The sequence below is a fragment of the Acinetobacter calcoaceticus genome, from assembly GCF_051947995.1.
Taxonomy (GTDB): Bacteria; Pseudomonadota; Gammaproteobacteria; order Pseudomonadales; family Moraxellaceae; genus Acinetobacter.
This window is the reverse complement of sequence record NZ_JBLVVH010000002.1, coordinates 62,508-85,942: the sequence shown is the minus strand read 5'-3', so window position 1 is coordinate 85,942 and position 23,435 is coordinate 62,508. Positions and strand designations below refer to the sequence as shown.

Genomic DNA, 23,435 nt, shown 5'->3' with positions numbered 1-23,435 from the left:
AGCTTGGTCTTACTCCACGCGTAAAAATTCAAAAATGGGCTGGTAGAGGCGATAGGAATAGTGATCACAGGCGTATTGTAATAAGGCCGCTGCATCCTGTTCCTGCAAGATAAACTGCCAGTCCCGATGTAACTTGCAGGCTTCATTCTGGCTCATATCAAAACCAGAAAAGTCGCCGGTATCATTCCAGTCTTTTAATAACTGCTTCTGACTGTCTTCACTTAATACCTGTTTCGAATCCAGCTCAAACCATTCATGCTGTTTGGCCTTTTCCAGTGGCTTTAACATCAAGGCTGCAGGTAGCACCACAGGCTGTTGCTGGGCATGCTGCCACAGTTCCAGCCAGTCTTGCAGATAAGTGCGTGCTTGCTGAGAACTCAATCCTTCACAAATCACGGTTTGATCACTGAACACCACAATACGGCGTTTTTCCGAGGCAGTCTCGTGATCCAGTACCGTCAGCCACAACAGATATTCCAGCCAGACCTTGGCAAAGCGTTTGGCGCGTGCACTGGAAGCATCCAGACTGACCCAGTCCTGACCAATGTGTTTCGGGGTCATACAACCGAGCTGTAAATGCTTCGATACACGCCAAACACGCTGTGTAGTTTCACTCGGTGCTGCAGCATAGTGCTGCAAGCGTTCCATTAGGCGCTGTTGCTCCAGACAGCTTTGCTGCCAGGCACTTTGCTGGACTTTGCCGACAGGTAGCTGATCTTGTAATAACTGGGGCAAGGTCTTGTCATCATGCTGCTGGAGAAAATGGCGAATGGCATATTTACCCAAACCATCCAGCAATAATGGCTCGCTTTGATCAACAAGTTCTGTTGCACTCAGGTTTTCTACACCCAACGTTTTTAAGTACAAACGCGCAGGAAAGGTCACATCCTGAATCCACTGCTGACCATCCAGAATCAGCATTTCATTATTTTCAACCGGATAAACCGTATTGACCCAAGCTGCCCGGTCGCCTTTGTCCTGTTGAATCTGTGCAGCAACCTTAAACCATTGATCCTGAAAACGTATATGTCGCTGTTCTGCCATAAAACCTGATGGATCAAAGGGTTGTAAGCGATGAATATGATACAAAGGATAAAGCTGTGTCGGAAGTTGCAAGGCTTTAAAGTCATTCAGGCTTTGCTTTACCGAAGGACTGTTCTCAACCTCATCCGCTAAGGATGGCTTTATAATAAATGCCAAATGATCACGGAAATGCTGTAACACACTGGAGGGTTCCCGCACTTCTCCATCATTCATATCAAAGCCATTATAGAACAACCATAATTGTTCCTGTGCCAGCAAGACAGCATCCAGAAAAGCACCCTGATCATCTTCCAGACGGGAACGGTCCCCCAATTGCTGACGTAATGCATCCATCAGGTCAAAGGGAATATGACTATCCCGGTTTGGAAATTTTCCGGTATCCAGATTCAGCATCACAATGAGTCGATAAGGAATCGGGCGAATCTGACCGATCTGGCTAAAGGTAATTTGCCCAGTAGGTTCAACCTGTGCCGACTGGCTTTCCAGCGTGCGTTGAATTTCTTCAATGATATAAGGCAAGGGCAAAGAAATCTGGCGTAACTGACTTTCCATCTCTTCATAATAACTGGCCAGCGTCAGCATACGCTCCTGCTTCTGGATAATTTCACGCACCGCCTTTAAGGCCACAATCTCAGCCTGCTCAAATTCCTGAACATCGGCTTTCAGGCGTTTGAGCCAGGTCTCTACCGGTAAGCGTTGCCCCTGCTCATGTGCCACTAGCCAGTGACGTCGCAGCGATAAATCCTGATATATCTGAATCAGAATGCCAATCAGTTCAAAATCACTCGGCTGTACCCCTGCATAACTCAAGGTCTGCTGCACCATCACATGCGCAGGCACTGCAATCCCTAAAGCCAGACGGTCTAAAGCAAACTTGAAGCTATAACGGTAATCATGATCATCGGCACTCAAGCTTTGTTTGAGATGCTCTTCATCCAGACCGCGTTTAAAACCCGCTTCATTGAGCAAGCTCAGGATGCGTTGTGCCTGACTATAATCCAGTCCATAACGCTGTTGGGTGGCCGATAGATTCAACCAGTCAGCAAAATCATCTTGGGTCATTCGGGTTTGCGTCAGTTGCAAACGTCCCAAGACTGCCCGCCAGGCATTCAATGCATCGAGCTGCGCCACACCCGCAATCTTAACCGGTAAAAACACATCATGATCATTCGGCACTGCAGGAAACACGCTACGGATGAGCGGTTCAAGCTCTGCCAGATTCGGGGTCAGAACCAGAATATCGTTTGGGCGACGTGGCATTGCATCTGCTTGTGACAGCCAATGTAACAACTGCTCTTTTAAAACTTCAAGTTGTCTCAGGCTGGAATGGCAGACATGAAACTGCACAGAGTGATCTTCGGTTGCCAGTGCATATTGTTCAGGCAGCGGTTCAGCCAGATAGAAAATATCCGACTGGATTTTGCCCAGTAGCGTCTCAGGAAAATAATCCTCAAAGGCATCGACCCATTTCCCCTCCTCACCGGTTGCAAGTTGCGATAACAGGGAAAAGTGATCGCGTGCCTGCTTGCCTAAACGGGTCAGTAAAGGATGACGAGACTCACGATTCAAGGCATTAAACCCTAAACTGAAACTTTCAAAAAAAGCGGCGATTTCCGCATCGGTTGCCTTGGGATGCTTGGCAATAAACCGTTCTTTCACACCCAGATCATAACGCTGTTTCCACAAAGGATCGACACTATCTGCCCAATATTCCTGTGACGGGTTATAGTGCAAAATCACCACATCGAGATATTGACCTAAACGGCGTAAAAACTGCAGTTGGCTGGGCGGTAAATCAAGCACCGTAAAAACGATCACCTGATTCGGTAATTGAGCCAGCGCTTTGTCCCGGGTCTGCGCATGCGCTAAGGTCTGCCAGAAATCCGCATCAATGCGCTGCATCTCGATAAAATCATCATGGAAATAGTTTTGCCATAACCAACGCTGCCACGCTTCCAGTTGCTCGGTCTGGTTTAAGCTAAAGGCTGAGGTCTGCTGATCCGTCTTGGCAATCAGCTGTTCAATATCCAGCGCTTTATTCTGCCCCCAGGTGGAGAGCCAGTTACTTGAGCAACTGCATTCACTGCGACAGCCTTTTTGACAATGACCACGATAAATCATGTAGTTGTTAAAGAGTTGCGACACCTGTTCCGCTACCCAATACAGCATACTCTGCTTTTTTAACTGTTTTTCTGTACCCTGCGGTAATTGGGCCGCACTGTCATAGATACGCTGCACAATTGAATAAAGAGGGTGATCTACCGCCAGATCAAGCTGATCGGCACGGATAAAGGGCTGCAAGGCTTGGTGTATACGCCATTTTAAAATTAATCGTGGAATATTGGCCTTCCGTACCTGCTCTTTATTTTCAAGCACCTGCTGATAGGCATACCATTGAAAACCACGGATACGTTGATGAAACTGGTAATTGGCGGTCATGCCCTGCTGTTCAGCAATTTTCTGCGTTAACCATTGTTCTTGTGCAGGACTCGGGACAATAAAATGCTGGGTTTTAAACACCTGAAAGGGGGAATCACTGGGCTGGGTAATTGATGCCATCACACCTTGCAATAACACTTCAAGGCGTTGACTTTGAATAACATGAATACCCATGTATTAATATAACCTCATCAAAAAATGATCATTTTGTTGCATGAAACCGTCCATAATAGTCACTATACAACATTCAACTTCATATCATGAAGTCACGTTAAATACACAATCCAACAAAAAAATTGTTTTGAAATTCACCATTCAATACGATTGAATGTACTATCAAGGGATAGACTTTAGGTATAACTTTATGAAAATTGAAAAAATTCCTGATTCCATTGACCCAAGTTTAAACTTGGAACAAATTCGTGACGAATGTTTAGAACTCACTAAAAAACGTGCATATTGGTCAGCAGGTGCAGCAATTGTACCGATTCCTTTTTTTGATGTGGTGGTGGATTTGGGTATGCTGACCCAGATTATTCCGCATATTAATGCCCGTTTTGGTCTGGCGCCTGAACATATCAGTGTTTACGATCCTGAAACTAAAAAAATTCACTGGGATGAGCTACGTAAACGTGGATTTGAGTTTTCAGGTTTTGTGGTGGCACGTACCGCAATGAAAAAGTCGTTTAACGGCTTTTTCACCAAGATTGCCACCAAACAGGTGACTAAATTTATTCCATTGGGTGGACAGCTTGTGGCCGCCAGCCTGGGCTATTTCATGATGCGAAAAATCACTGAAGCACATGTACAGGATTGCTATAACCTGGCAAAACGCATCCAGCAAAAAAGTCGCAATACCATTGTTGCCTAAATCCACTACAAGCAGGTATTGATTCAAATACCTGCTTTTTTATGGGATGAGTAGTTTGAGGTCACAGTTAAAAACTGATCGTAGCTCCCGCCCACCTCCATGTCGTGTTTACGTCTTAAGGGGATGTTCATGTTTACATCATGCCAACAGATCCATAAAAAAACACCACAATTACGTTAATATTCACTTAATTTTTTAAGCTTTCATAAAGATTGTATTTTTAATCTCCACATCTCGATGATAAATAGATGATGGAGCGTCGTTGTGCAAACCAGCCAATCACCCTCTCGTGTCCGTGCCATTTTTAACGTGACCAGCGGGAACTTTCTTGAACAATACGACTTCTTTCTGTTCGGTCTCTATGCCCAGGCCATCGGCGAGACATTCTTCCATTCCGACAGCAGTTATGCCGCACTGATGAAAACCTTTCTGGTATTTGCGGTCAGCTTTCTGATGCGTCCGATTGGAGCGCTGGTACTCGGCCCCTATGTTGACCGGATCGGCCGCCGCAAAGGCCTGATGGTCACCTTGAGCATTATGGCATTCGGTTCTTTAATTATTGCATTTACCCCAAGCTATGCCAGTATTGGCTTCGCAGCCACCATCCTGATTTTTGCCGGACGTCTTGCGCAAGGTTTTTCTGCCGGGGTAGAACTGGGTGGGGTCTCGGTGTATTTGTCCGAAATTGCCGAACCGCATAACCGTGGTTTTATCACCAGCTGGCAATCTGCCAGTCAGCAAGTTGCGGTAATTTTTGCCGCTGTTTTAGGTTATATCGTCAGTGTCGTTTTCAGCAAGGCTCAGGTCGATGCTTGGGCTTGGCGAATTCCCTTCTTTGTCGGCTGTGCCATCATTCCCTTTATTTTCTGGCTACGGAAGTCACTGGCTGAAACAGAAGCCTTTGCCTCCCGTAAAGAACATCCAAGTACCCGACAAATTCTAACTACCTTGGCAGCCAACTGGAAAATCGTGTTGGCTGGTGTCTGTATGGTTGCAACCACGACAACGATGTTCTACTTCATTACCGTCTATACACCGACCTACGGTAAAGAGGTGCTGCATTTAACCCGTACCGAAAGCTTGATCGCCACCATTATGGTTGGGCTCAGCAACTTTATACTGTTACCGATTGGCGGTCATCTTTCCGATAAATTTGGTCGAAAACCGCTTTTAATCACAACCACCTTGTTGATCTTTATCAGTGCTTATCCTTTACTCAACTGGCTCACCCAGACCATTAGCCTATCGCATATGCTGATGGTGTTATTGTGGTTCTCATTACTGTATAGCTTCTATAACGGTGCGCTGGTGGTTTCACTGGCTGAAATGATGCCGAGTTCGGTACGTATTGCAGGGTTCTCGGTGGCTTATAGCTTTGCCACCTCGATTTTTGGTGGGCTTACGCCCATGATCGCCACCTATCTGGTACAGAGCTCAGGCAATAAGAGCATGCCTGCTTTCTGGCTAATGTTTGCTGCGATCACCAGTTTAATCGCAACACTGATCGTATTCCGACAACATCGCAGTTATAACGCCCAATTGGCGAGTAACAATTAATTGAAGTTAGCTGCAAGGCGGATTAATCCGCCTTCAGTTGTTGCAAAATTGCCTCTAAAACCTGAATCCGTGCTGAATATTTATCATCCGTTGCAATCACATACCACGGTGCATAATCGGTATGAGTCCGTTCCAACATATCCGCCGCGGCCTTGAGATAGTCATCCCATTTCTCACGGTTACGCCAGTCTTCTTCTGTGATCTTAAAACGTTTATGCGGTGTCTGTTCCCGCGCCTTGAAGCGGAGCGCCTGCTCCTCTTTACTAATCGCTAGCCAGATTTTGACGATCACGGTCTGACTATCCACCAGATTTTCTTCAAAACGGTTAATTTCGTTATAGGCGCGCTGCCATTCTACTGTAGAGGCAAAACCTTCAATGCGTTCAACCAGTACCCGCCCATACCAGGTCCGGTCAAAAATGGTGATCTTGCCGCTATCATTTAATCTATTCCAGAAACGCCATAAATAAGGTCGGCGCAATTCATAACGTTCGGGTGCTGCAATGGTATGGATTTCATATTCTCTCGGATCAAGTTTTTTGACGATACGTTTGATTGCTCCACCCTTACCTGCCGCATCCATGCCTTCAAAGCAGATCACTATTTTGCGTTCATCAAAACGTAGCTTGTCTGCCACTTTCTTGCTCAGTTTACGCAGTTGTTCTTTATAGTCCTCTTTTTCCAGACTGGCTTGCACTGGCTCCATCAAGAGTTGGGGAATTTTGGCCTGTTGCCACTTCTGGGTGACTTTGGTCTGGTGTTCTGGCAACTCTTGCAAGGTTTGCAGGAGATACTGTGCGAAACATTGATCACGCAACTTTTCGTCTTCGCCATCAATCACAAACCAGTCATCGATAAAGCGTTGGCTTAAGCCTTGCAAGGTATCGTATTGTTTTTTATTACGCCAATCCAGTCCGTGTAATTTGTGCCAGCGTTGTTCCGAAGCATCAATTTGATCTAAGCGTTTTTGGAGCGATTTCCACGATAAATCAAACCAAACTTTGATAATATGTACATGATTATTCTGCAAATCATGTTCAAAAGCCCGCATTTGTTCAATATAGCTATCAAACAGTTGTTCATTCAGGGGCTTGGATACATGCATCGCGGTAGTGAGCAAATCGCTATACCAGTTACCAAACATCACCACGATCTGCCCTTCAGCCGGGATAAAGCGGCTATAGGACTGCCAAAATGGCTGGTTATGGGTTAAAAACTGCGGTGCATCTGCCTTGACCCGTAAATAGCGTGGATCCAGCCATTCACGTAACTGTTTAACAGCCTCCCCTTTCCCTGCCAGTTCAATACCGCTGACCAGAACCAGAACACTTTTGGCATTTTTCTGATCACGACTTTCTTTTAAGGCATATTGTGCTTCGATCAGGTCCAAAGACAGTTCATCTTCATCTCGTAATTCAAATGTCGGTTGTTGTTTACTCATGTGCTGCTCTAACTGGCTCATTATTAAAATTAAAATAGATATTGTTCAAACTATAAATGTTCATGCGACAAGCCGTGTACAGTTTATGTTGACTGCCACGACACGGCCATACTGACCAATTATTAAGCATTTAAAGTTTATGCTGTCATGGTTCTCCGTTATGATGATGCCTATGATTTTATCGTTTTATTTTCTTTGAGTTCGAACATGTCAAAACTCGCTGCATTTGATCAACTTTTATTAGAATATCAATCTTTGAATTATCACCAGAATCCAGCGATTGCGCAGCGATTGCATGAAGTGCAGGCATGGATGAAAGCACGGATTGCCCAGACACATGCCGAATTCTTTGCCGAACCGAAAAACCAGCTTATGGCGGCTTACTTTTTAAACCGCTTATATGGCGGCCCAGACTTTGATGCCATGGCGCAACAAATCGAACGTCTGCTCAAATATGCCCATAAAGCCGAAAGCCTTCTCCCGGAAAATGCGATCAAAACAGGAACCAAGTCCGTCAGTCTGGCCGTGCTTGCGACGCGACTGGATGAACAGGTTGCCCAACAACTTTTAGAAGATTATCCGCTCGAAACCCCGCTCACCGATGAAATCATGCGCCAGACCCTGATTAAACTCGATCAGGGCGAGGCACGCTATGAACAACTGCAGCTTCTGGATGAATTAGGCGTGACGCTGGATAAATATATGCGTTCAACCATGATGTATGCGGCCTTTAAAATGTGTAAAGGTATCGCGCATAAATATCAGTTTGATGGGATGTATGAATTTATTCAGGAAGGTTTTGCTGCGATGAAACCGATGAAATCTGCGGCAAGCTTTATTAAAACCTTTAGCGAAAAAGAGCGTGAAATTATTGAAAAAGTTCATGCTGGACATCCAAATCCATTCCGTGACTAGGATCAATCCGCTTCCATTTCAGCCTCGCACATGTAAGCTGAAATGGAAAAATGAGTCTTTTCAAATCTTAAGAAAAAATCAAAGCTCTTTTGAGAAAGTGACTTTCTGTATATTATTCATATCAATTACATGCGAAACCCTGTAAAAAGATACAAAATCTGTCATCATGCTTGCTGATTCGTGCCGCTAGAGCGAAAGTTTAGGAGAAAACAATGTCTAACGAAAACCAACAGCCTACCCCAGAAGTTGAGCAAAACCCAAGTTCAGACAAAGTCAGCCCTTTCTTAAACACGCCACTGCCACAAGGGACCCCACAAGGTCAGCAACAGTCTTTACAACAAGATGCAGCGCCGACCGCAAGCGGTTCAATTCCAAAATATAATTTGCCACGTGGTGCCAATACCGGCAATGTCGGTGCCACCACACACTTCGGTTATCAAACCGTAAGTAGTGATGACAAGGCACAAAAAGTTGCCGAAGTGTTCCACTCGGTTGCCAGCAAATACGACATCATGAATGACTTGATGTCATTTGGTATTCATCGCCTCTGGAAACGCTTTGCGATTAATATGTCAGGTGTTCGTCGTGGTCAGCATGTACTGGATATTGCCGGTGGTACAGGCGATTTGGCCAAAGTCTTCAGTCGTGAAGTTGGTCCACAAGGTCATGTGGTTCTGTCAGACATCAACGAGTCGATGCTCAATGTTGGTCGTGACCGTCTGATTGACGCAGGCTGCACCAACGTTGATTTCGTACTTGCCAATGCAGAAACTTTAGAGCCGTTTGCCGATAACAGTTTTGACTTGGTCACCATCAGCTTTGGTCTGCGTAACGTGACCGATAAAGATGCTGCGTTACAAGCAATGTATCGCGTGCTTAAACCAGGCGGTCGCTTATTGGTGCTTGAGTTTTCCAAGCCCGTGTTTGAGCCATTTTCAAAACTGTATGACCTGTATTCATTCACCGCCTTGCCGATCATGGGCAAACTGGTCGCCAATGATTCTGAAAGCTATAAATATCTGGCTGAATCGATTCGTATGCACCCGGACCAGCGTACCCTGAAAGGGATGATGGAAAATGCCGGATTCCAAAGCTGTGACTACCACAACTTAACCGGTGGTATTGTTGCGGTTCATCGTGGATTCAAACTTTAAGGTTTAAGATATGTGGTCGATTTTAGCACTCGGTGCAGTCGAACGTATCATTCATCATGTGATTGATCTGGATGCGATTACCCGCATGCAGCTCAATCAGCTACAAGGTCAATTATTACGTGTTGTGATCGACAGCCCACAACTCTCGGTTGATGTGTTTTTTGATGAGAATAGAGTTCGTCTCGAACCGACCGTGACTGGACAAAGTCAAACTCCCTCTATTTTTGAGCAACGTCCTTTTGATCCTCAACAGACCCTCAAGGATGCAACCGCAACCTTGCATGTTGAAAATACCGTTGAACTGCTTAAATTATTGCTCAGTGATATGGATCAGATTGGCAACATCCCATTGCAAGGTGACTACCACCTGTTGCAGGATATTCAGAGAATTATGCAGCAGGCCGAGCCTGATCTGGCAGCACATTTATCGCCTTGGATCGGTCCGCAACTGGCACATGAGCTGGGAAAAGTGCAACTAGCACCGAAGCAGTTAAAGCGCTCCCTGCAAAGCCATTTATTTTTTGTTGAAGATGCCTTAAAAGAAGACAGCGGTTTATTTGCCCCACGTTGGCAAATGGATGATCTCAACCGGGAGACCCGCCAGCTCAATCAGGAAATTGACCGTTTGCAAGCCAAGCTTCAACAGCTCAATACTCAAGTTAATCCACCAAAGCAACCCACATAAGACTAGGTAAGACTTTATATGATTCCGCATGTTAAACGGTTACATGAACTCTGGCGTATCGCAGCACACTATCGCCTTGATACTCTGTTCCCTGCGGAAGAATTACCCGTTAAAGCACGTCACGCCTTAAATATCATTAAAATGCACCCTGCGGCCTGGTCGAGTCGTGAGAAAAAGAATCTGCTTAAACTGAAAGAAGCACTTGAAGAAATGGGGCCGCTGGCGATTAAGCTGGGACAGCTGCTGTCTACACGCCGCGACCTGATTCCGCCAGAAGTGTTATCGCAACTGGTGTTATTACAAGATCAGGTTAAACCCTATGACACTCAACTGGCAAAACAGCGAATTCAGGAATCACTGAAAGCGGATGTCACGACCCTGTTCTCCCGCTTTGATGAACAGCCGCTTGCTGCGGCATCAATTGCACAGGTGCATACAGCGGCGTTGCATGATGGTCGCGAAGTGGTGGTGAAAGTCACTCGACCTGATATTCGCAGTCAGATTCTCCAAGATTTTGAAATTCTGGCCTGGTTAGGCGACTGGCTGGAAAACCGCTTAGAAGCAGCCCGTGCCTTACATTTATCTGAAATCATTCAAGATTATCGCCAGATCATTTTAAATGAACTGGACCTGAGCCTGGAAGCCGACAATACCCGTCGTATGCGTCACTACTTTACCGGTTCAAGCATGATGTACGTGCCTGAAGTCTATATGGACAGTAAAGATGTGATGGTGGCGGAACGTATTACTGGCGTGCCGATCTCCGACATCGCGACCTTTGACCGGTTGGGCATGGATCGGGCCGATCTGGCAGAAAAAGGCCTGACCATTTTCTTCACCCAAGTGTTCCGAGATAATTTTTTCCATGCGGATATGCATCCGGGCAATGTCTTTGTCGAGACCATTAACCCAAGCAATCCACGCTTTATTGCGCTGGACTGTGCCATCATGGGTGAGCTGTCCAAGCATGACCAGATGACCGTTGCACGTATGCTGCTGGCCGTGATGAACAGCAACTTTATGCAACTGATCCAGATCGTGCATCAGGCCGGCTGGATTCCGCCAGGCACAGATCAGGATGCCTTATCACGTGAAATGCGCCGTACGGTCGGGCCAATGGTTTCAAAACCGATGGACCAATTGGATTTCGCTGGGATTCTGATTCAGGTCATGGATATTGCGCGTCGTTTCCATCTGGAAATTCCACCACAACTCATGCTCTTGCTCAAGACACTGGTGCATGTTGAAGGTCTGGGAACAGATCTTTACCCGCAACTGGATATCTGGAAACTGGCAAAACCGATTCTAACCGAATGGGTCAAGGCCAATATGAACCCGGTCAAGAACATGAAAGAACTGGGCCAGCAAATTCCAGATCTGCTATTGGGCGCACAAGATATTCCAAGCCTGCTGATCGACAGCCTGAATGGTTTAAAAAATCAGTCGGCGTGGCATGACAAACAACTGCGTGAAATCCAGCAAATGCGTTTGCAAATGCAGCATCAGCAAAGACGTAGCTGGATGTTTGGCAGCAGCATGCTGATTTTACTGACGATTGCGATTATTACACCGTGGTTTATTTCCATTGTTCTGATTGTACTGAGTAGTCTGATTGCCCTGTGGCGCATCATGAAATGAGGTTCAGATCCCTTGCTTAGACAAGGGATTTTTTATGCCTCAGGATTCATTTTTCAAACTGACCGGGATCAGTTAAGATCATGATGAAATGATCTGATAACAGTCTGAAAAGAATAAATAATGAAATTACCTCATTTTGCTATTATTGGTGCGGGTACAGCTGGCTTGGCAAGCGCCATTCTGCTGGCACGCGAAGGCCATCACGTCACCCTATTCGAGCAAGTTGAGACGCTTTCGCCAGTCGGTGCAGGCTTACTTTTACAACCCGCAGGTTTAGCCGTCTTTGAGCATTTAGGTGTACTGGAGCATGCACTTCAATTCAGTGCCAGAGTGACTGGCTTAGAAGGTCAGCTTGCAGATAAACGACTGTTGGTAAATAGTCATTATCATCAAGCGGGCAACAATCTGTATGGACTCGGCATTCATCGCGCAACTTTATGTCACGTCCTCACCAAAAAGCTGGCTGAATACTCTAGTCATGTCACTTGGCGGATGAGTCACTCAATCGAGTCGATTCAGGAAAGTACCCATGCAGTTCGGCTATTCGGTACGCATCAGCAACAAAAATTTGATGAACATTTTGATGCCGTCCTGATTGCCAATGGTGCCCGTAGCCAGTTACGCCCCAAAGCATGGGTTAAAGTGGATCAGGCATATCCCTGGGGTGCGGCGTGGAGCATCGTGCCAGAATGCCCAAACTTAAATCCTGAAATTTTGCATCAATTTTATGACCGTTCCCAAATCATGATGGGCGTGCTCCCCACAGGTGCCATCCCGTCTGTTCCACAACAACGATTGTCCAGTGTGTTCTGGAGTTTGCCGACCGCCCAACTGGACGCTTTTCTCAAAGACAAGTCGGCGAAACAGCAATGGTTAAAGCAAGTCGGCGATCGTTGGCCTGAGGTTGGAGACTGGCTCGAACAGCTTTTGACGAATGAGCAGAATCAACCTCAATGGCTTTCCGCTCAATACCGTGATGTGGTGATGTCACAATTTGGACAAGGGCGAATCGGCGTGATCGGTGACGCTGCCCATGCCATGAGTCCACAACTGGGACAAGGTGCCAATATGGCTTTACTGGATGCATGGGCCTTTTCTCAATCCTTACAGGTTGCAACCCCTCATCAGCAAACCGACTGGCCCATGCTCTGGCAACACTACCATCAACATCGTCGTTCTTCGACCCGGTTCTATCAGTTTCTCAGCCGATTATTAACGCCATTGTATCAATCCGATCATTGGTGGGCAGGTGGCATACGCGACCTGACTTTCCCTTGGCTGTATCAAATCCCCTATTTTCGTAAAGAAATGGCCATCACCATTTCAGGCCTAAAAACAGGACTGTTTCAACAACTGGATTATCAGCAAGTTGCACATTATGCTGGATCAAACCATGCATTGAAAAATACCAATGCATCTGTCCTTGAATATGAATGAGCACAGTGAAATATGAAAATTAGTCATTTAGACCATCTGGTTCTGACCGTTGCCGATATTGAGACAACGTGTAAGTTCTATCAATCAGCCCTGAATTTTGAAGTCATTGTTTTTGGTGAAAATCGCAAGGCACTACAATTTGGTCATCAAAAAATTAACCTGCATCAAGCAGGCAAAGAGTTTGAGCCTAAAGCACTTCACCCAACGTCAGGTTCAGCTGATTTATGTTTTATTGCGGAAACGCCACTCAATGAAGTGATTGCACATCTTCAGGCCCAGCACATTGAAATTATTGAAGGTCCTGTGCAAAGAACAGGGGCAATGGGAAAAATCCTTTCAATTTATTTCCGTGATCCGGATCAGAATCTGATTGAAATATCGAACGCTCTTTAATGCCCTATCCACGATTTTTTAGCCCGCAAGCATAGCCAACCCCAGCCACAAACGCTACACTAGCTGATTTCCACCCAATGGATTTTCACTCATGTCAAACTGGTTAGATGAAGTTAAATTTGATTCCAATGGTCTTGTTCCTGCCATTGCACAACATCATCAAACAGGTCGAGTGTTAATGGTTGCGTGGATGAATCGTGAGGCATTACAACTGACTGCGGAAAAAAATCAGGCGGTGTATTACTCGCGTTCACGTCAAAAACTCTGGCACAAAGGCGAAGAATCCGGGCACTTTCAAACCGTGCATGAAATTCGTCTCGATTGCGATGCCGATGTCATCATTCTACAAATTGAACAGCATGGTGGCATTGCCTGTCACACCGGTCGTGAATCTTGCTTCTATCGCAAACTTACTCCACAAGGCTGGGAAATCGTAGATGCCCAACTGAAAGACCCGACGGCGATTTATGGCGCATCGGCAAAAGTTGAAGCACAGGATCAGGTTCAAAATGAACAGGTGGATGTGCTTGCTTATCTCGGGCGTTTGATGCAAGAACGTAAAAATGCGGAAGCCGATCATTCTTATGTAGCCAGCCTGTACAAAAAAGGCATCAATAAAATTTTAGAAAAAGTCGGTGAGGAAAGTGTCGAAAGCATTATCGCTGCCAAAGATTATGCAGTGCATGCCTCACTGGAAAATAAACACGATCTGGTTTATGAAGTCGCTGATCTCTGGTTCCACAGTATTGTGATGCTGGGTTATTTCGACCTTGATCCGCAAGTGGTACTGGATGAGCTGGCACGTCGCCAAGGTTTGTCTGGTTTAGTTGAAAAAGCGAACCGTAGTCAAGAAGCGTAAATAGAGCCTGTGTCAAATATAGAAAAACCAAAAGCCACCTATGAGCAAGCGATTGCCATAGACAATGCCCGTTTAGGCCAGTCTTTTAAAGTGATTGCATATGCTGGCACAGGTAAAACCACGACTTTGCAAATGATCAGTGATGCCATGCCTGAACGGCGTGGTATGTATCTGGCCTTTAACAAGGCGATTGCCTCGGAAGCACAGAATAAATTTCATGGTAACGTAAACTGTCGCACCTTCCACTCACTGGCATTTCGTAGTGTTCCACGTGGAGTCACCGACAAGTTACGGCTCCCCCGTCTCAGCCCAAGTTTTATTGCCAAAGAATATCGTCTGGAGCCCATTACGCTGCGCCGACTGATGGGCGGACGTTATGAAAAATATGTCCTGATGCCCAGCCGTCTGGCCAGTCTGGTGGCCAATGCGGTCAGCTATTTTTGTTCGACCAGTTCCCAATACCCGGCCCCACGTCATATTCAGGCACCGAGCTGGTTACATCTGGATGACATTGAAGCCTTACAGCAACACCTCTACCCTGCGGTAGAACGTCGTTGGCTGGAATCGATTGATCCTAATCATCAAGCTGGTATCGGGCATGATATCTACCTGAAACTATGGGCCTTATCGGAACCGAATATTCCTGCAGACTATGTGCTGTTTGATGAAGCACAGGATGCCGATCCATTGATGCTAGGCATTTTGCTCCGTCAAAAAAGTACCCAAGTGATTTATGTCGGTGATGCCCATCAGCAAATCTATGCATGGCGTGGTGCAATCAATGCCATGCAGCAAATGCCCTTACCGGAAAGTCGTCTCACGACTTCTTTCCGTTTTGGTGACGCGATTGCCGATGTGGCCAATAACTTACTCGGCGCATTGAATGAAACCGTGCCCCTACTCGGCAATCCAAATGTTAAATCCAGTGTCGTCAACAAGCCACATACCAAAATGCGGGATGCGATCCTGTGCCGGACCAATGCCCGTGCCATGGAGTTACTGCTTTCTGGTCTGGTGCATGGGGATAAAGTCAGCCTGCAAGCCGATCATCAAAAACTGAGCCGCTTTGTCGATGCTGCCAGTTTGCTTAAGCAAGGTAAACGGATTACCGATGTGCCTGAACTGGCCTGGTTTAACTCATGGCATGATGTGCATGAGTATTGTGAAACCAATGATGGCAGTGATATCAAGCCTTTAGTCAAGCTAGTCGATGATCATGGTACCGATCCACTAAAAAGAGCACTGGCAAAAATCACGCCGATTGAGCAGGCGGATTATGTCATTTCGACGGCTCATAAAGCCAAAGGACTGGAGTGGAACCGTGTTCATATCGAAGACGATTACCAGTTTAAAATAAATGGAATGGAACATAAAATTACAGATGAAGAGTTAAGACTACTTTACGTAGCCTGCACGCGTGCTAAAGTAAGTTTAAATATTCATCATTTATACGACTTAATACAACAATTAAAACAGCGAGCGCCCGCAAGTCTTCGTCAGTCCGCAGGTTAAAGCGCTCATGATTGAGGTCAGCTTATGCAACTTGAATCGGTTCTCTTTAAGCATATCGGGATGTTTCGGGATTTAAAACTCGATTTCTATCCTGAACAGCGGCCCATTACCCTGATTTTAGGTGATCAGGCCACAGGCAAAAGCACCATTTTAAAAAATATCTACCAAAGCCTGACCTGGTTTTCTGCACGTTATAAAGATATACGTACCGCTGGGGTGGTGATTGCCGATCAGGACATCCTGTTAAACAGATTACAAGCCAAAATCCAGATTCATGTCCGCATGAGCAGCGAGCTGAATGGCGCTTTACCGGAAAGTAGTACTGCACAGAGCGAAGATACTCAAACCTGCATGTGGAAATTGTACAAGACCTTCAATGCACAAGGTGTTGGCATCAGTCAGGTAGAAACCCAGCAACTCGACCAGCTGGTTACGCTGTATCAGAAAACCAATCAGCAGGATCCGCTCCTCGGCTTGCCACTGATTGCCTACTATCCGGCTGAACGCTTTGTACAAGATATTAATTTACAAAGTAAAAATACACCGGGGACTTTGCAGGAGATCGCTGCCTATGATCTGACAGCAATTCCTTACACCACTTTTGCGCGTTTTTTTGAATGGTTGCGTGAAATCAGTGATGTAGAGAATGCGCATTCGGCTCACATAGTCCGACGTTTAATGGGCAATGATTTTAATCAGCAAAACCAGTCAGCGATTTTACAAGAATTGCAGCAGGAACTGGTCAATCATCCTAAACAGCTGTCTGCACCGAATTTGTATGCCTTGAAAAGCAGTCTGCAAACCGTTTTTCCCGAACTGAATGATATTTACATTCAATACGTTCCCAAACTGCAGTTAATGGTGCGCTATCAGGAACAGACCTTGCCCTTCCAACTGCTGTCTGCTTCGATGAAAGCCTGGATTGCACTGGTGGGTGATATTAGCCGACGATTGTGTTTATTAAATCAGCACTGTTTTAATCCCTGTCTGGAAGGTGAAGGCATTTTGCTGATTGACCAGATTGATCACCAGCTCGACCAGCATATGTGTGCTGAGATTCTGGCCCGCTTACATCAGGCATTCCCTCGCCTGCAAATTATTAGCACAGGCAACCGTGATGCTTTGCTGGAGCATGCTGCGCAATACCAATGCCTGAAACTGGATCAGAAAGGCATTTATGAAATCGATCTGGAAGCCTCCCAACAGCAGCTTTCGGCCTTGTATCAAGAGTTGGCGCAAGCAGAAGAAATGAGCACAATCGAGCAGCAAAATGTCTTGCAGGCTGATCCTTTATCGAACAAAGTGGATGATTTATTCCATCAGATTCAGGGGCTAAATGAACAGGAAAAGAGCGATTTAATCCACTTGCTCAAGATCGATGACACCCCGCAGGAGAGCCCGCTTTAATCGATTGCCCGCCCGGGAAAAGGCTGTGCTTTAAAACAAAAAGTGTTGTTATTTTCATGTAATAACATCAGATTTTTATTGATGTTTTGTAGTAAAATAAATCTCATTTTTTATTTTCAAGTTGTGCAATACAACTTGCTGCCTCCGTTAACTTGATTGGGCTTCAAGATTTAAAGTTTTTGGTATTCTCTTTGAGTGCCTGTAAGTCTTGAAAAAAATTCACCCTTAGGTCTCGACCTAAATCATCGACATGGATACCAGTGTGCTACCGATTATTATCCTATTACCGCTCATACTCGGCACCACCCTTGTCTCACAATTGCAACGTATTTCACGGGGCGTGACGGCACTTGGGGCGATTGGCATCAGCCTTAGCTGTTTTATTTTACTTCTTACTCAGGCAGAAACGGTTCTTCAGGGCAATACCCTGCAACAAAGCTGGGACTGGCTTCCGCAGCTTGGAATCAATCTTAGTTTTCGCCTAGATGCATTAGGTTTATTGTTTGGTCTGCTGATTAGCGGTATCGGCACACTCATTTATATTTATGCCTATTATTATCTCAGCCCGAAGAACTCGCTCAGTAAACTCTATCAATTATTAATGCTGTTTATGGCAGCCATGCTCGGGATTTCACTCTCTAACAACCTGATCCTGTTATTGGTGTTTTGGGAGTTAACCAGTATTTCCTCTTTTCTGCTGGTTGGTTACTGGAGTCAGTATGATGCTGCCCAGCGTGGTGCCCGTATGGCACTTACCATTACAGGTATGGGTGGTTTGGCAATGCTGGGGGGCTTTGTCTTACTGGGTCAGATCACCGGAACTTATCAGATCGACCAACTGGTGCTGATGAAAGATACCATTCAGCAACATGCGCTTTTTGTTCCGACCTTACTGTTAATTTTACTTGGGGCTTTCACCAAAAGTGCGCAGTTCCCGTTTCACTTCTGGTTACCCAATGCCATGGCGGCACCTACGCCGGTCTCGGCTTATCTGCATTCGGCAACAATGGTCAAGGCAGGGATTTTTCTGCTGGCCCGTTTAGCACCTATTTTTATCGGTGCTGCGCTATACCACAACATCGTGACCTTTGTCGGTCTATTCACCTTGTGTATGGCCGCAGGTTTTGCAATTTTCAAAGAAGACCTGAAAGGGCTTCTGGCCTATTCAACTATCAGTCATTTAGGTTTGATTGTCTGCCTGCTCGGTATTGGTTCACCACTTGCCGTTGCTGCGGCTGTATTCCATATCATCAACCATGCCACCTTTAAAGCGGCATTGTTCATGATTGCAGGGATTATCGACCATGAAACCGGTACACGTGATTTACGTAAGCTGAGCGGCGTCTGGCAACTGCTTCCATTCACTGCGACCCTGACCATGATCACCGCTGCATCTATGGCAGGCGTTCCACTGACCAATGGTTTCATCTCCAAAGAGATGTTCTTTACCGAGTTACTGGCGAATCTATCTGGTCCAGTCATGGTGATCTCGGCCATTATTGCGACCTTGGCCGGTATTTTTGCGGTGAGTTATTCGATTCGTCTGGTTCACGGTGTCTTCTTCGATGGCCCACTTGGTAAACAGGTTCCAAATAAAGATGCGCATGAGCCACCATTAGGCATGCGCTTACCTGCAATCATCCTTGCAACCCTCTGTATCTTGGTCGGCATCCTCCCTGCCCTGCTCGCAGGCACCATGGTGAATAGCGTGACGCGTGCCAGTCTGGCTCAACCTGAATTTGAAGGTGTGCATCTGGCGATTTGGCATGGGGTGAATGCACCGCTACTGATGAGTGTAATTGCCTTGATTGGCGGGACACTGTTCTATTTCGCACTGGCAAAAGACGGTCGTATTCGCAAGATCGACCTTGACCCGCATCTGGGTAAATTTCAAGGCCGGATCCTGTTCGATCTGTTCCTGAAACATTTACTGCTCAGCAGTCGCCGCATGAAGCAGACCACCGAAAATGGCTCTCTGCAAAGCTATCTGCTCTGGATTGTCCTGTTTAGTATTGTCATGGTGGCACTGCCGCTGTTGAATCAGGGGCTGACCACAGGGACACGAGAACTGACCCATGCACCGTGGGTGGCTATCGTGTTATGGCTCACGTTGTTCTCTGGTTGCTGGATGATGCTGTGGTTCCACCATGAACGAATCAAGGCAGTGCTGATCAGCGGTGCTGTCGGTTTAGTGGTAACCATGGTGTTCGTAACCCTGTCTGCACCTGACCTTGCATTAACGCAAATTACGGTAGATGTAGTCACCACGGTTTTACTGCTCATGAGCTTGTCATTACTGCCTCAACTGACACCATACGAATCGAGTCGTTCACGCCGCTGGAGAGATGCAACTCTGGCCATCGTAGGCGGTTTGGGTATTGGCTGGATTACATGGCTGTTACTGACCCGTGACCATAATTCAATTTCGTGGTTCTTCATGCAGCAGGCGATTCCACTTGGCGGTGGATCAAATGTGGTGAACGTGATTCTGGTGGATTTCCGTGGCTTCGATACCTTTGGTGAAATCACGGTATTGGGTATCGCGGCCATCGGTGCGCTGTGTTTGATGGATGGCATGCGTGCACATGGCACTACCATGACTCAAGGCCTGACTTATCGCTTCAACCCTTCGCCACTGATGCTACGTATTACCGCGTCATGGATCTTGCCACTGGCGCTTGTCGTCAGTGTGTATATTTTCATGCGCGGTCACAATCTGCCTGGTGGCGGCTTCATCGCTGGCTTGATTACTTCAATGGCCTTGGTGATCCAATACATCGTGCTGGGACAAGACCAGACCGAACATATGATCAAAGCCAAGTCAGGCCGTCTGTATGAGTTATGGATTGGCTCGGGCTTAACCATTGCGGGTTTAACCGGTATTGCAGCCTGGTTCTGGGCACGTCCATTCCTGACCAGTGCACATATTTATGTAGAAGCACCTTTACTCGGAAAAATGCATCTTGCATCGGCGGTCGCCTTTGATACAGGTGTCTATATTACCGTTGTGGGTGCTGCGATGTTACTGATCTCGGTCTTGGGGGACTCACGTCACTCCAGTATGTCAGGCCCGATCCCAAGTGGAGATAAAGAAAATGGTTAGTATTGAATTTTTACTCGCTTCAGGGATTGGTTTACTGACCGCAACAGGTATTTATTTGATTTTACGTGCCAGAACCTTTCCTGTTGTGCTTGGCCTTGCCATGATCGGTTATGCGGTCAACCTGTTCCTGTTCGCAATGGGGCGCTTGCAAATTAACGCCCCTGCTGTATTGACGCAAGCCACTAAAGTCACCGATCCATTGCCACAGGCACTGGTCTTGACTGCGATTGTCATTGGTTTTGCAACCACAGCATTTATTGTGCAACTTGCCTTACGTAGCCGTTATGAATCAGGTACTGATCATGTCGACTCCAAAGAAGAACCCACCTTGACTTATGACCCACGTGAGGATGAGCCATAATGTTTGATTTTTATACTTTCTGGCATGCTCACGCTCCGATTATCAGTATTTTAATTCCGGCTTTTACCAGTTTTATCTTGATCTTACTGGGCAATCCGGGTGCAGGTTCTTTAAAACGCGATTGGCGTCAGCCCTGGCGCCGTGGTATCAGTCTAGGTTCCGCAATTTTAGGTCTGATCACTGCAATCATTTATCTGGCAATCGCCAGTACCGGACAAATCACGGTTTATCAACTCAGTGAATGGTCTGCACCTTTCGGTATCGTTCTGGTTCTTGACCAACTTTCAGCATTTATGCTGGTGTTGACTTATCTTCTTGCCATTCCGGTCATCTGGTTTGCAAGCGATAACTGGGACACCCGCGGGCGCTATTTCCATACCATGGTGCATTTCCTGCTGATGGGTATCTCGGGTGCATTCCTCACGGGCGACTTGTTCAACTTATTCGTATTTTTTGAAATCCTGCTGATGGCTTCTTATGTGTTGCTGTTACATGGTCAGGGACGTCCCCGTTTTCAACTGGGGATTCACTACGTCACCATTAACCTGCTCGCCTCTGCCCTGTTCCTAATCGGTTTAGGGATGATCTACGGCAGTGTAGGTAGTCTCAATATGGCCGATGTGGGTCGCTTGGTCCCGACTCTGGATGGTGATCAACACAAACTTGCAATTGCAGGCGGTTTCTTACTGTTTGTGGTCTTTGGTATTAAAGCAGCCATGTTACCAGTCGGCTTCTGGTTGCCGAAAACCTATGCGGTTGCCAGCACGCCCGTTGCAGCACTGTTTACCATTATGACCAAAGTCGGCATCTATGCGATCTTACGTGTCAATGGAACCGTATTTGATGATGCCATGGCCCAGAACATTTTCAAGAATTGCCTACTGATTATCGGCTTGATTACTTCGCTATATGGTGTGGTCGGCGCAATTGGTGCTGAGCGCTTGCGTCGTTTTGTCGGCTTTATGGTGTTATCATCAATCGGTACCTTGCTGATCGCGATTGCAATGTTCAATACCGAAGCCTGGGCAGCAGCACTCTATTATCTGGTACACAGTACCTTGATCGGGGCAGCATTCTATTTATTCTGTGGCTGGATGACTTCGCAACGAGGTGCTTTCAAAGATCATTTGAAAGTTGCACCTAAAATCAAACAGGAAAAAGCAGCAGCATTTACCTATTTCATCATTGCATTAATGCTTGCCGGTTTACCCCCCTTCAGCGGTTTCCTGGGTAAAGTGTTTATTTTACAGGCCACGGCTGAAACGCCTTATCAAGGCTGGATCATTGCGGTGATCCTGATTGTCAGCCTGCTCAGTATTATCGCGCTGACACGGGTAGGTTTTATTCTGTTCTGGCGTGCAACACCGCCAGAAGAAGACCAGAAAGAAGCCGCTTATGCAGAATATCAGGCTTTGCCTGAAGTTGCGCCCAACCGTAATGACAAAGCCATCTACATTCTGCTTGCCAGCTTGATGGCCTATGTGGTGTTTGCCGCGCCAATACAAAGCTATACCACGGCAACGGCACAGCAAATCCAGAACCATGCCCTGTATAACCAGACCATCCTGAAAAATGATGCGCAAGGTCGTCCGATCAGTGTCCAGCCTTATGACCCGAGCTATTTACCTGAAACCAAATATGGTGGTGAAGTCGAAGATCATAATGCCCTGTTAATTCCGGATATTATTTCCAAGCCGACCTTACAAGGTGAACATATTTCCGAATACAAGCAGCGTCAAATCGCTGGGCAGGTTTTAGAAGCTCCGACCATTCCAAATAGCACGCAATTAAAACCAATGGAGGATCACTAATGCAAAAACTATCTTTGCTTGACCGGTGGTTCCCACATCCCTTTGTGTCTGTTCTGATTTTCCTGAGCTGGCTGATGCTGGCTCACAGTCTGGATGTGACCGATATTTTAATTGCCATGATCCTGGCCATCGGGATTGCACGTTTAGTCAGTCCATTTATTGCCAGAACACCGCATATTCACTGGCTGCCCGCGATTAAACTGTTTTTTGTAGTGCTTTGGGATATCGTAATCTCTAATTTCCGCGTTGCTAAAATGGTACTTGGCCCTATGGATCAACTACATCCGAAATGGTATCGCGTTCCACTGGAAACCGAACACGAGCAGGTCAACACTTTACTGGCCATGATCATTACCACTACGCCTGGAACGGTTTCCGCGGGGATTGATCAGGAGCGTGGCGATATTCTGGTGCATGCACTCAGTACCGATAATGCAGAGCTGGATATTCAGGACATCAAAAAGCGTTATGAAATGCCGCTCATTGAAATCTTTGACGTGAAGATTGCAGCAGAAGGAGCAACCAAATGACTATTTTACCTTATGCACTAGGTATTGGTTTAATTGCGATTACCATCTCCATGTTCATGTGCCTGATTCGTCTGATTGTTGGACCTTCAGTCATTGATCGACTGTTAGCATTAGACACCCTGTTCCTGAACGCCACTTGTTTAATTGTAGTCTTAGGCATTTATTGGGTCAGTACCAATCTATTTGAAGGTGCACTTCTGGTGGCAATGCTGGGCTTTGTTTCAACTGCAGCCCTTGCCCGCTATTTCACAACCGGCCATGTGATTGATTAAGGAGCA

At 46.3% G+C, this 23,435-nt stretch carries 18 protein-coding genes; 16 read left to right on the top strand and 2 right to left on the bottom strand.

The genetic code is table 11. From position 1 onward, the window contains the following. Nucleotides 1–9 precede the first annotated feature (9 nt). On the bottom strand, nucleotides 10–3,657 hold the full coding sequence (locus ACNQO6_RS03505; RefSeq protein WP_440208110.1) for an exodeoxyribonuclease V subunit gamma: 3,648 nt from the start codon (nucleotides 3,655–3,657) through the stop codon (nucleotides 10–12). Nucleotides 3,658–3,847: 190 nt separating this feature from the next. On the opposite strand from ACNQO6_RS03505, the gene ACNQO6_RS03500 reads away from it, so the two are divergent. After that, entirely contained in the window at nucleotides 3,848–4,354 is a 507-nt protein-coding gene (locus tag ACNQO6_RS03500) for a hypothetical protein (protein ID WP_343578470.1), read from the top strand. Nucleotides 4,355–4,618: 264 nt separating this feature from the next. Further along, nucleotides 4,619–5,911 (top strand): MFS transporter, encoded by a 1,293-nt coding sequence (locus ACNQO6_RS03495; RefSeq protein WP_440208109.1) that lies wholly within the window; start codon nucleotides 4,619–4,621, stop codon nucleotides 5,909–5,911. 22 nt (nucleotides 5,912–5,933) lie between these two features. On the opposite strand, the gene pap is transcribed toward ACNQO6_RS03495, so the two are convergent. Continuing rightward, nucleotides 5,934–7,352 (bottom strand): polyphosphate:AMP phosphotransferase, encoded by a 1,419-nt coding sequence (gene pap, locus ACNQO6_RS03490; RefSeq protein ID WP_440208108.1) that lies wholly within the window; start codon nucleotides 7,350–7,352, stop codon nucleotides 5,934–5,936. Nucleotides 7,353–7,559: 207 nt separating this feature from the next. Between pap and ACNQO6_RS03485 the strand changes: the two genes are divergently transcribed. From ACNQO6_RS03485 to ACNQO6_RS03420, 14 genes are all read left to right on the top strand, one after another. Further along, entirely contained in the window at nucleotides 7,560–8,267 is a 708-nt protein-coding gene (locus ACNQO6_RS03485; RefSeq protein WP_343578473.1) for an FFLEELY motif protein, read from the top strand. A 212-nt stretch (nucleotides 8,268–8,479) separates the two neighbouring features. Further along, on the top strand, nucleotides 8,480–9,421 hold the full coding sequence (gene ubiE / locus ACNQO6_RS03480; protein ID WP_343578474.1) for a bifunctional demethylmenaquinone methyltransferase/2-methoxy-6-polyprenyl-1,4-benzoquinol methylase UbiE: 942 nt from the start codon (nucleotides 8,480–8,482) through the stop codon (nucleotides 9,419–9,421). 10 nt (nucleotides 9,422–9,431) lie between these two features. Further along, on the top strand, nucleotides 9,432–10,106 hold the full coding sequence (locus ACNQO6_RS03475; protein WP_343578475.1) for a ubiquinone biosynthesis accessory factor UbiJ: 675 nt from the start codon (nucleotides 9,432–9,434) through the stop codon (nucleotides 10,104–10,106). Between the two features lie 18 nt (nucleotides 10,107–10,124). Next, a complete protein-coding gene (locus ACNQO6_RS03470) occupies nucleotides 10,125–11,744 on the top strand; it encodes an ABC1 kinase family protein (RefSeq protein WP_440208107.1) in 1,620 nt (539 codons plus the stop codon). A 120-nt stretch (nucleotides 11,745–11,864) separates the two neighbouring features. Beyond that, nucleotides 11,865–13,181, top strand: coding sequence for an FAD-dependent oxidoreductase (locus tag ACNQO6_RS03465; RefSeq protein ID WP_440208106.1), 1,317 nt, complete (start codon nucleotides 11,865–11,867; stop codon nucleotides 13,179–13,181). A gap of 12 nt (nucleotides 13,182–13,193) precedes the next feature. Beyond that, on the top strand, nucleotides 13,194–13,574 hold the full coding sequence (locus tag ACNQO6_RS03460; RefSeq protein WP_440208105.1) for a VOC family protein: 381 nt from the start codon (nucleotides 13,194–13,196) through the stop codon (nucleotides 13,572–13,574). 91 nt (nucleotides 13,575–13,665) lie between these two features. After that, a complete protein-coding gene (gene hisIE, locus ACNQO6_RS03455) occupies nucleotides 13,666–14,433 on the top strand; it encodes a bifunctional phosphoribosyl-AMP cyclohydrolase/phosphoribosyl-ATP diphosphatase HisIE (RefSeq protein WP_440208104.1) in 768 nt (255 codons plus the stop codon). A gap of 9 nt (nucleotides 14,434–14,442) precedes the next feature. After that, on the top strand, nucleotides 14,443–15,945 hold the full coding sequence (locus ACNQO6_RS03450) for a UvrD-helicase domain-containing protein (RefSeq protein WP_440208103.1): 1,503 nt from the start codon (nucleotides 14,443–14,445) through the stop codon (nucleotides 15,943–15,945). A gap of 24 nt (nucleotides 15,946–15,969) precedes the next feature. Further along, nucleotides 15,970–17,352 carry an ATP-binding protein gene (locus ACNQO6_RS03445; protein WP_440208102.1) on the top strand — a complete coding sequence of 461 codons (1,383 nt, stop codon included), beginning with the start codon at nucleotides 15,970–15,972 and terminating at the stop codon, nucleotides 17,350–17,352. A 250-nt stretch (nucleotides 17,353–17,602) separates the two neighbouring features. Further along, nucleotides 17,603–20,455, top strand: coding sequence for a monovalent cation/H+ antiporter subunit A (locus ACNQO6_RS03440; RefSeq protein WP_440208101.1), 2,853 nt, complete (start codon nucleotides 17,603–17,605; stop codon nucleotides 20,453–20,455). Beyond that, nucleotides 20,448–20,816, top strand: a complete 369-nt coding sequence (locus ACNQO6_RS03435) for a Na+/H+ antiporter subunit C (protein WP_004774108.1) — start codon at nucleotides 20,448–20,450, stop codon at nucleotides 20,814–20,816. The genes ACNQO6_RS03440 and ACNQO6_RS03435 overlap by 8 nt, the downstream gene beginning before the upstream one ends. Beyond that, a complete protein-coding gene (locus ACNQO6_RS03430; protein WP_440208100.1) occupies nucleotides 20,816–22,627 on the top strand; it encodes a monovalent cation/H+ antiporter subunit D in 1,812 nt (603 codons plus the stop codon). Before ACNQO6_RS03435 ends, ACNQO6_RS03430 begins: the two co-directional genes overlap by 1 nt. Further along, a complete protein-coding gene (locus ACNQO6_RS03425) occupies nucleotides 22,627–23,157 on the top strand; it encodes a Na+/H+ antiporter subunit E (protein WP_440208099.1) in 531 nt (176 codons plus the stop codon). Before ACNQO6_RS03430 ends, ACNQO6_RS03425 begins: the two co-directional genes overlap by 1 nt. Further along, nucleotides 23,154–23,429 carry a monovalent cation/H+ antiporter subunit F gene (locus ACNQO6_RS03420; RefSeq protein ID WP_004774102.1) on the top strand — a complete coding sequence of 92 codons (276 nt, stop codon included), beginning with the start codon at nucleotides 23,154–23,156 and terminating at the stop codon, nucleotides 23,427–23,429. Before ACNQO6_RS03425 ends, ACNQO6_RS03420 begins: the two co-directional genes overlap by 4 nt. Nucleotides 23,430–23,435: the final 6 nt, after the last annotated feature.

What these genes read in the sequence shown, in the direction of transcription:
- ACNQO6_RS03505 (WP_440208110.1), bottom strand. Translation starts at nt 3,657, where the DNA reads ATGGGTATTCATGTTATTCAAAGTCAACGCCTTGAAGTGTTATTGCAA.
- ACNQO6_RS03500 (WP_343578470.1), top strand. Translation starts at nt 3,848, where the DNA reads ATGAAAATTGAAAAAATTCCTGATTCCATTGACCCAAGTTTAAACTTG.
- pap (WP_440208108.1), bottom strand. Translation starts at nt 7,352, where the DNA reads ATGAGTAAACAACAACCGACATTTGAATTACGAGATGAAGATGAACTG.
- ACNQO6_RS03485 (WP_343578473.1), top strand. Translation starts at nt 7,560, where the DNA reads ATGTCAAAACTCGCTGCATTTGATCAACTTTTATTAGAATATCAATCT.
- ubiE (WP_343578474.1), top strand. Translation starts at nt 8,480, where the DNA reads ATGTCTAACGAAAACCAACAGCCTACCCCAGAAGTTGAGCAAAACCCA.
- ACNQO6_RS03475 (WP_343578475.1), top strand. Translation starts at nt 9,432, where the DNA reads ATGTGGTCGATTTTAGCACTCGGTGCAGTCGAACGTATCATTCATCAT.
- ACNQO6_RS03470 (WP_440208107.1), top strand. Translation starts at nt 10,125, where the DNA reads ATGATTCCGCATGTTAAACGGTTACATGAACTCTGGCGTATCGCAGCA.
- ACNQO6_RS03465 (WP_440208106.1), top strand. Translation starts at nt 11,865, where the DNA reads ATGAAATTACCTCATTTTGCTATTATTGGTGCGGGTACAGCTGGCTTG.
- ACNQO6_RS03460 (WP_440208105.1), top strand. Translation starts at nt 13,194, where the DNA reads ATGAAAATTAGTCATTTAGACCATCTGGTTCTGACCGTTGCCGATATT.
- hisIE (WP_440208104.1), top strand. Translation starts at nt 13,666, where the DNA reads ATGTCAAACTGGTTAGATGAAGTTAAATTTGATTCCAATGGTCTTGTT.
- ACNQO6_RS03445 (WP_440208102.1), top strand. Translation starts at nt 15,970, where the DNA reads ATGCAACTTGAATCGGTTCTCTTTAAGCATATCGGGATGTTTCGGGAT.
- ACNQO6_RS03440 (WP_440208101.1), top strand. Translation starts at nt 17,603, where the DNA reads ATGGATACCAGTGTGCTACCGATTATTATCCTATTACCGCTCATACTC.
- ACNQO6_RS03435 (WP_004774108.1), top strand. Translation starts at nt 20,448, where the DNA reads ATGGTTAGTATTGAATTTTTACTCGCTTCAGGGATTGGTTTACTGACC.
- ACNQO6_RS03430 (WP_440208100.1), top strand. Translation starts at nt 20,816, where the DNA reads ATGTTTGATTTTTATACTTTCTGGCATGCTCACGCTCCGATTATCAGT.
- ACNQO6_RS03425 (WP_440208099.1), top strand. Translation starts at nt 22,627, where the DNA reads ATGCAAAAACTATCTTTGCTTGACCGGTGGTTCCCACATCCCTTTGTG.
- ACNQO6_RS03420 (WP_004774102.1), top strand. Translation starts at nt 23,154, where the DNA reads ATGACTATTTTACCTTATGCACTAGGTATTGGTTTAATTGCGATTACC.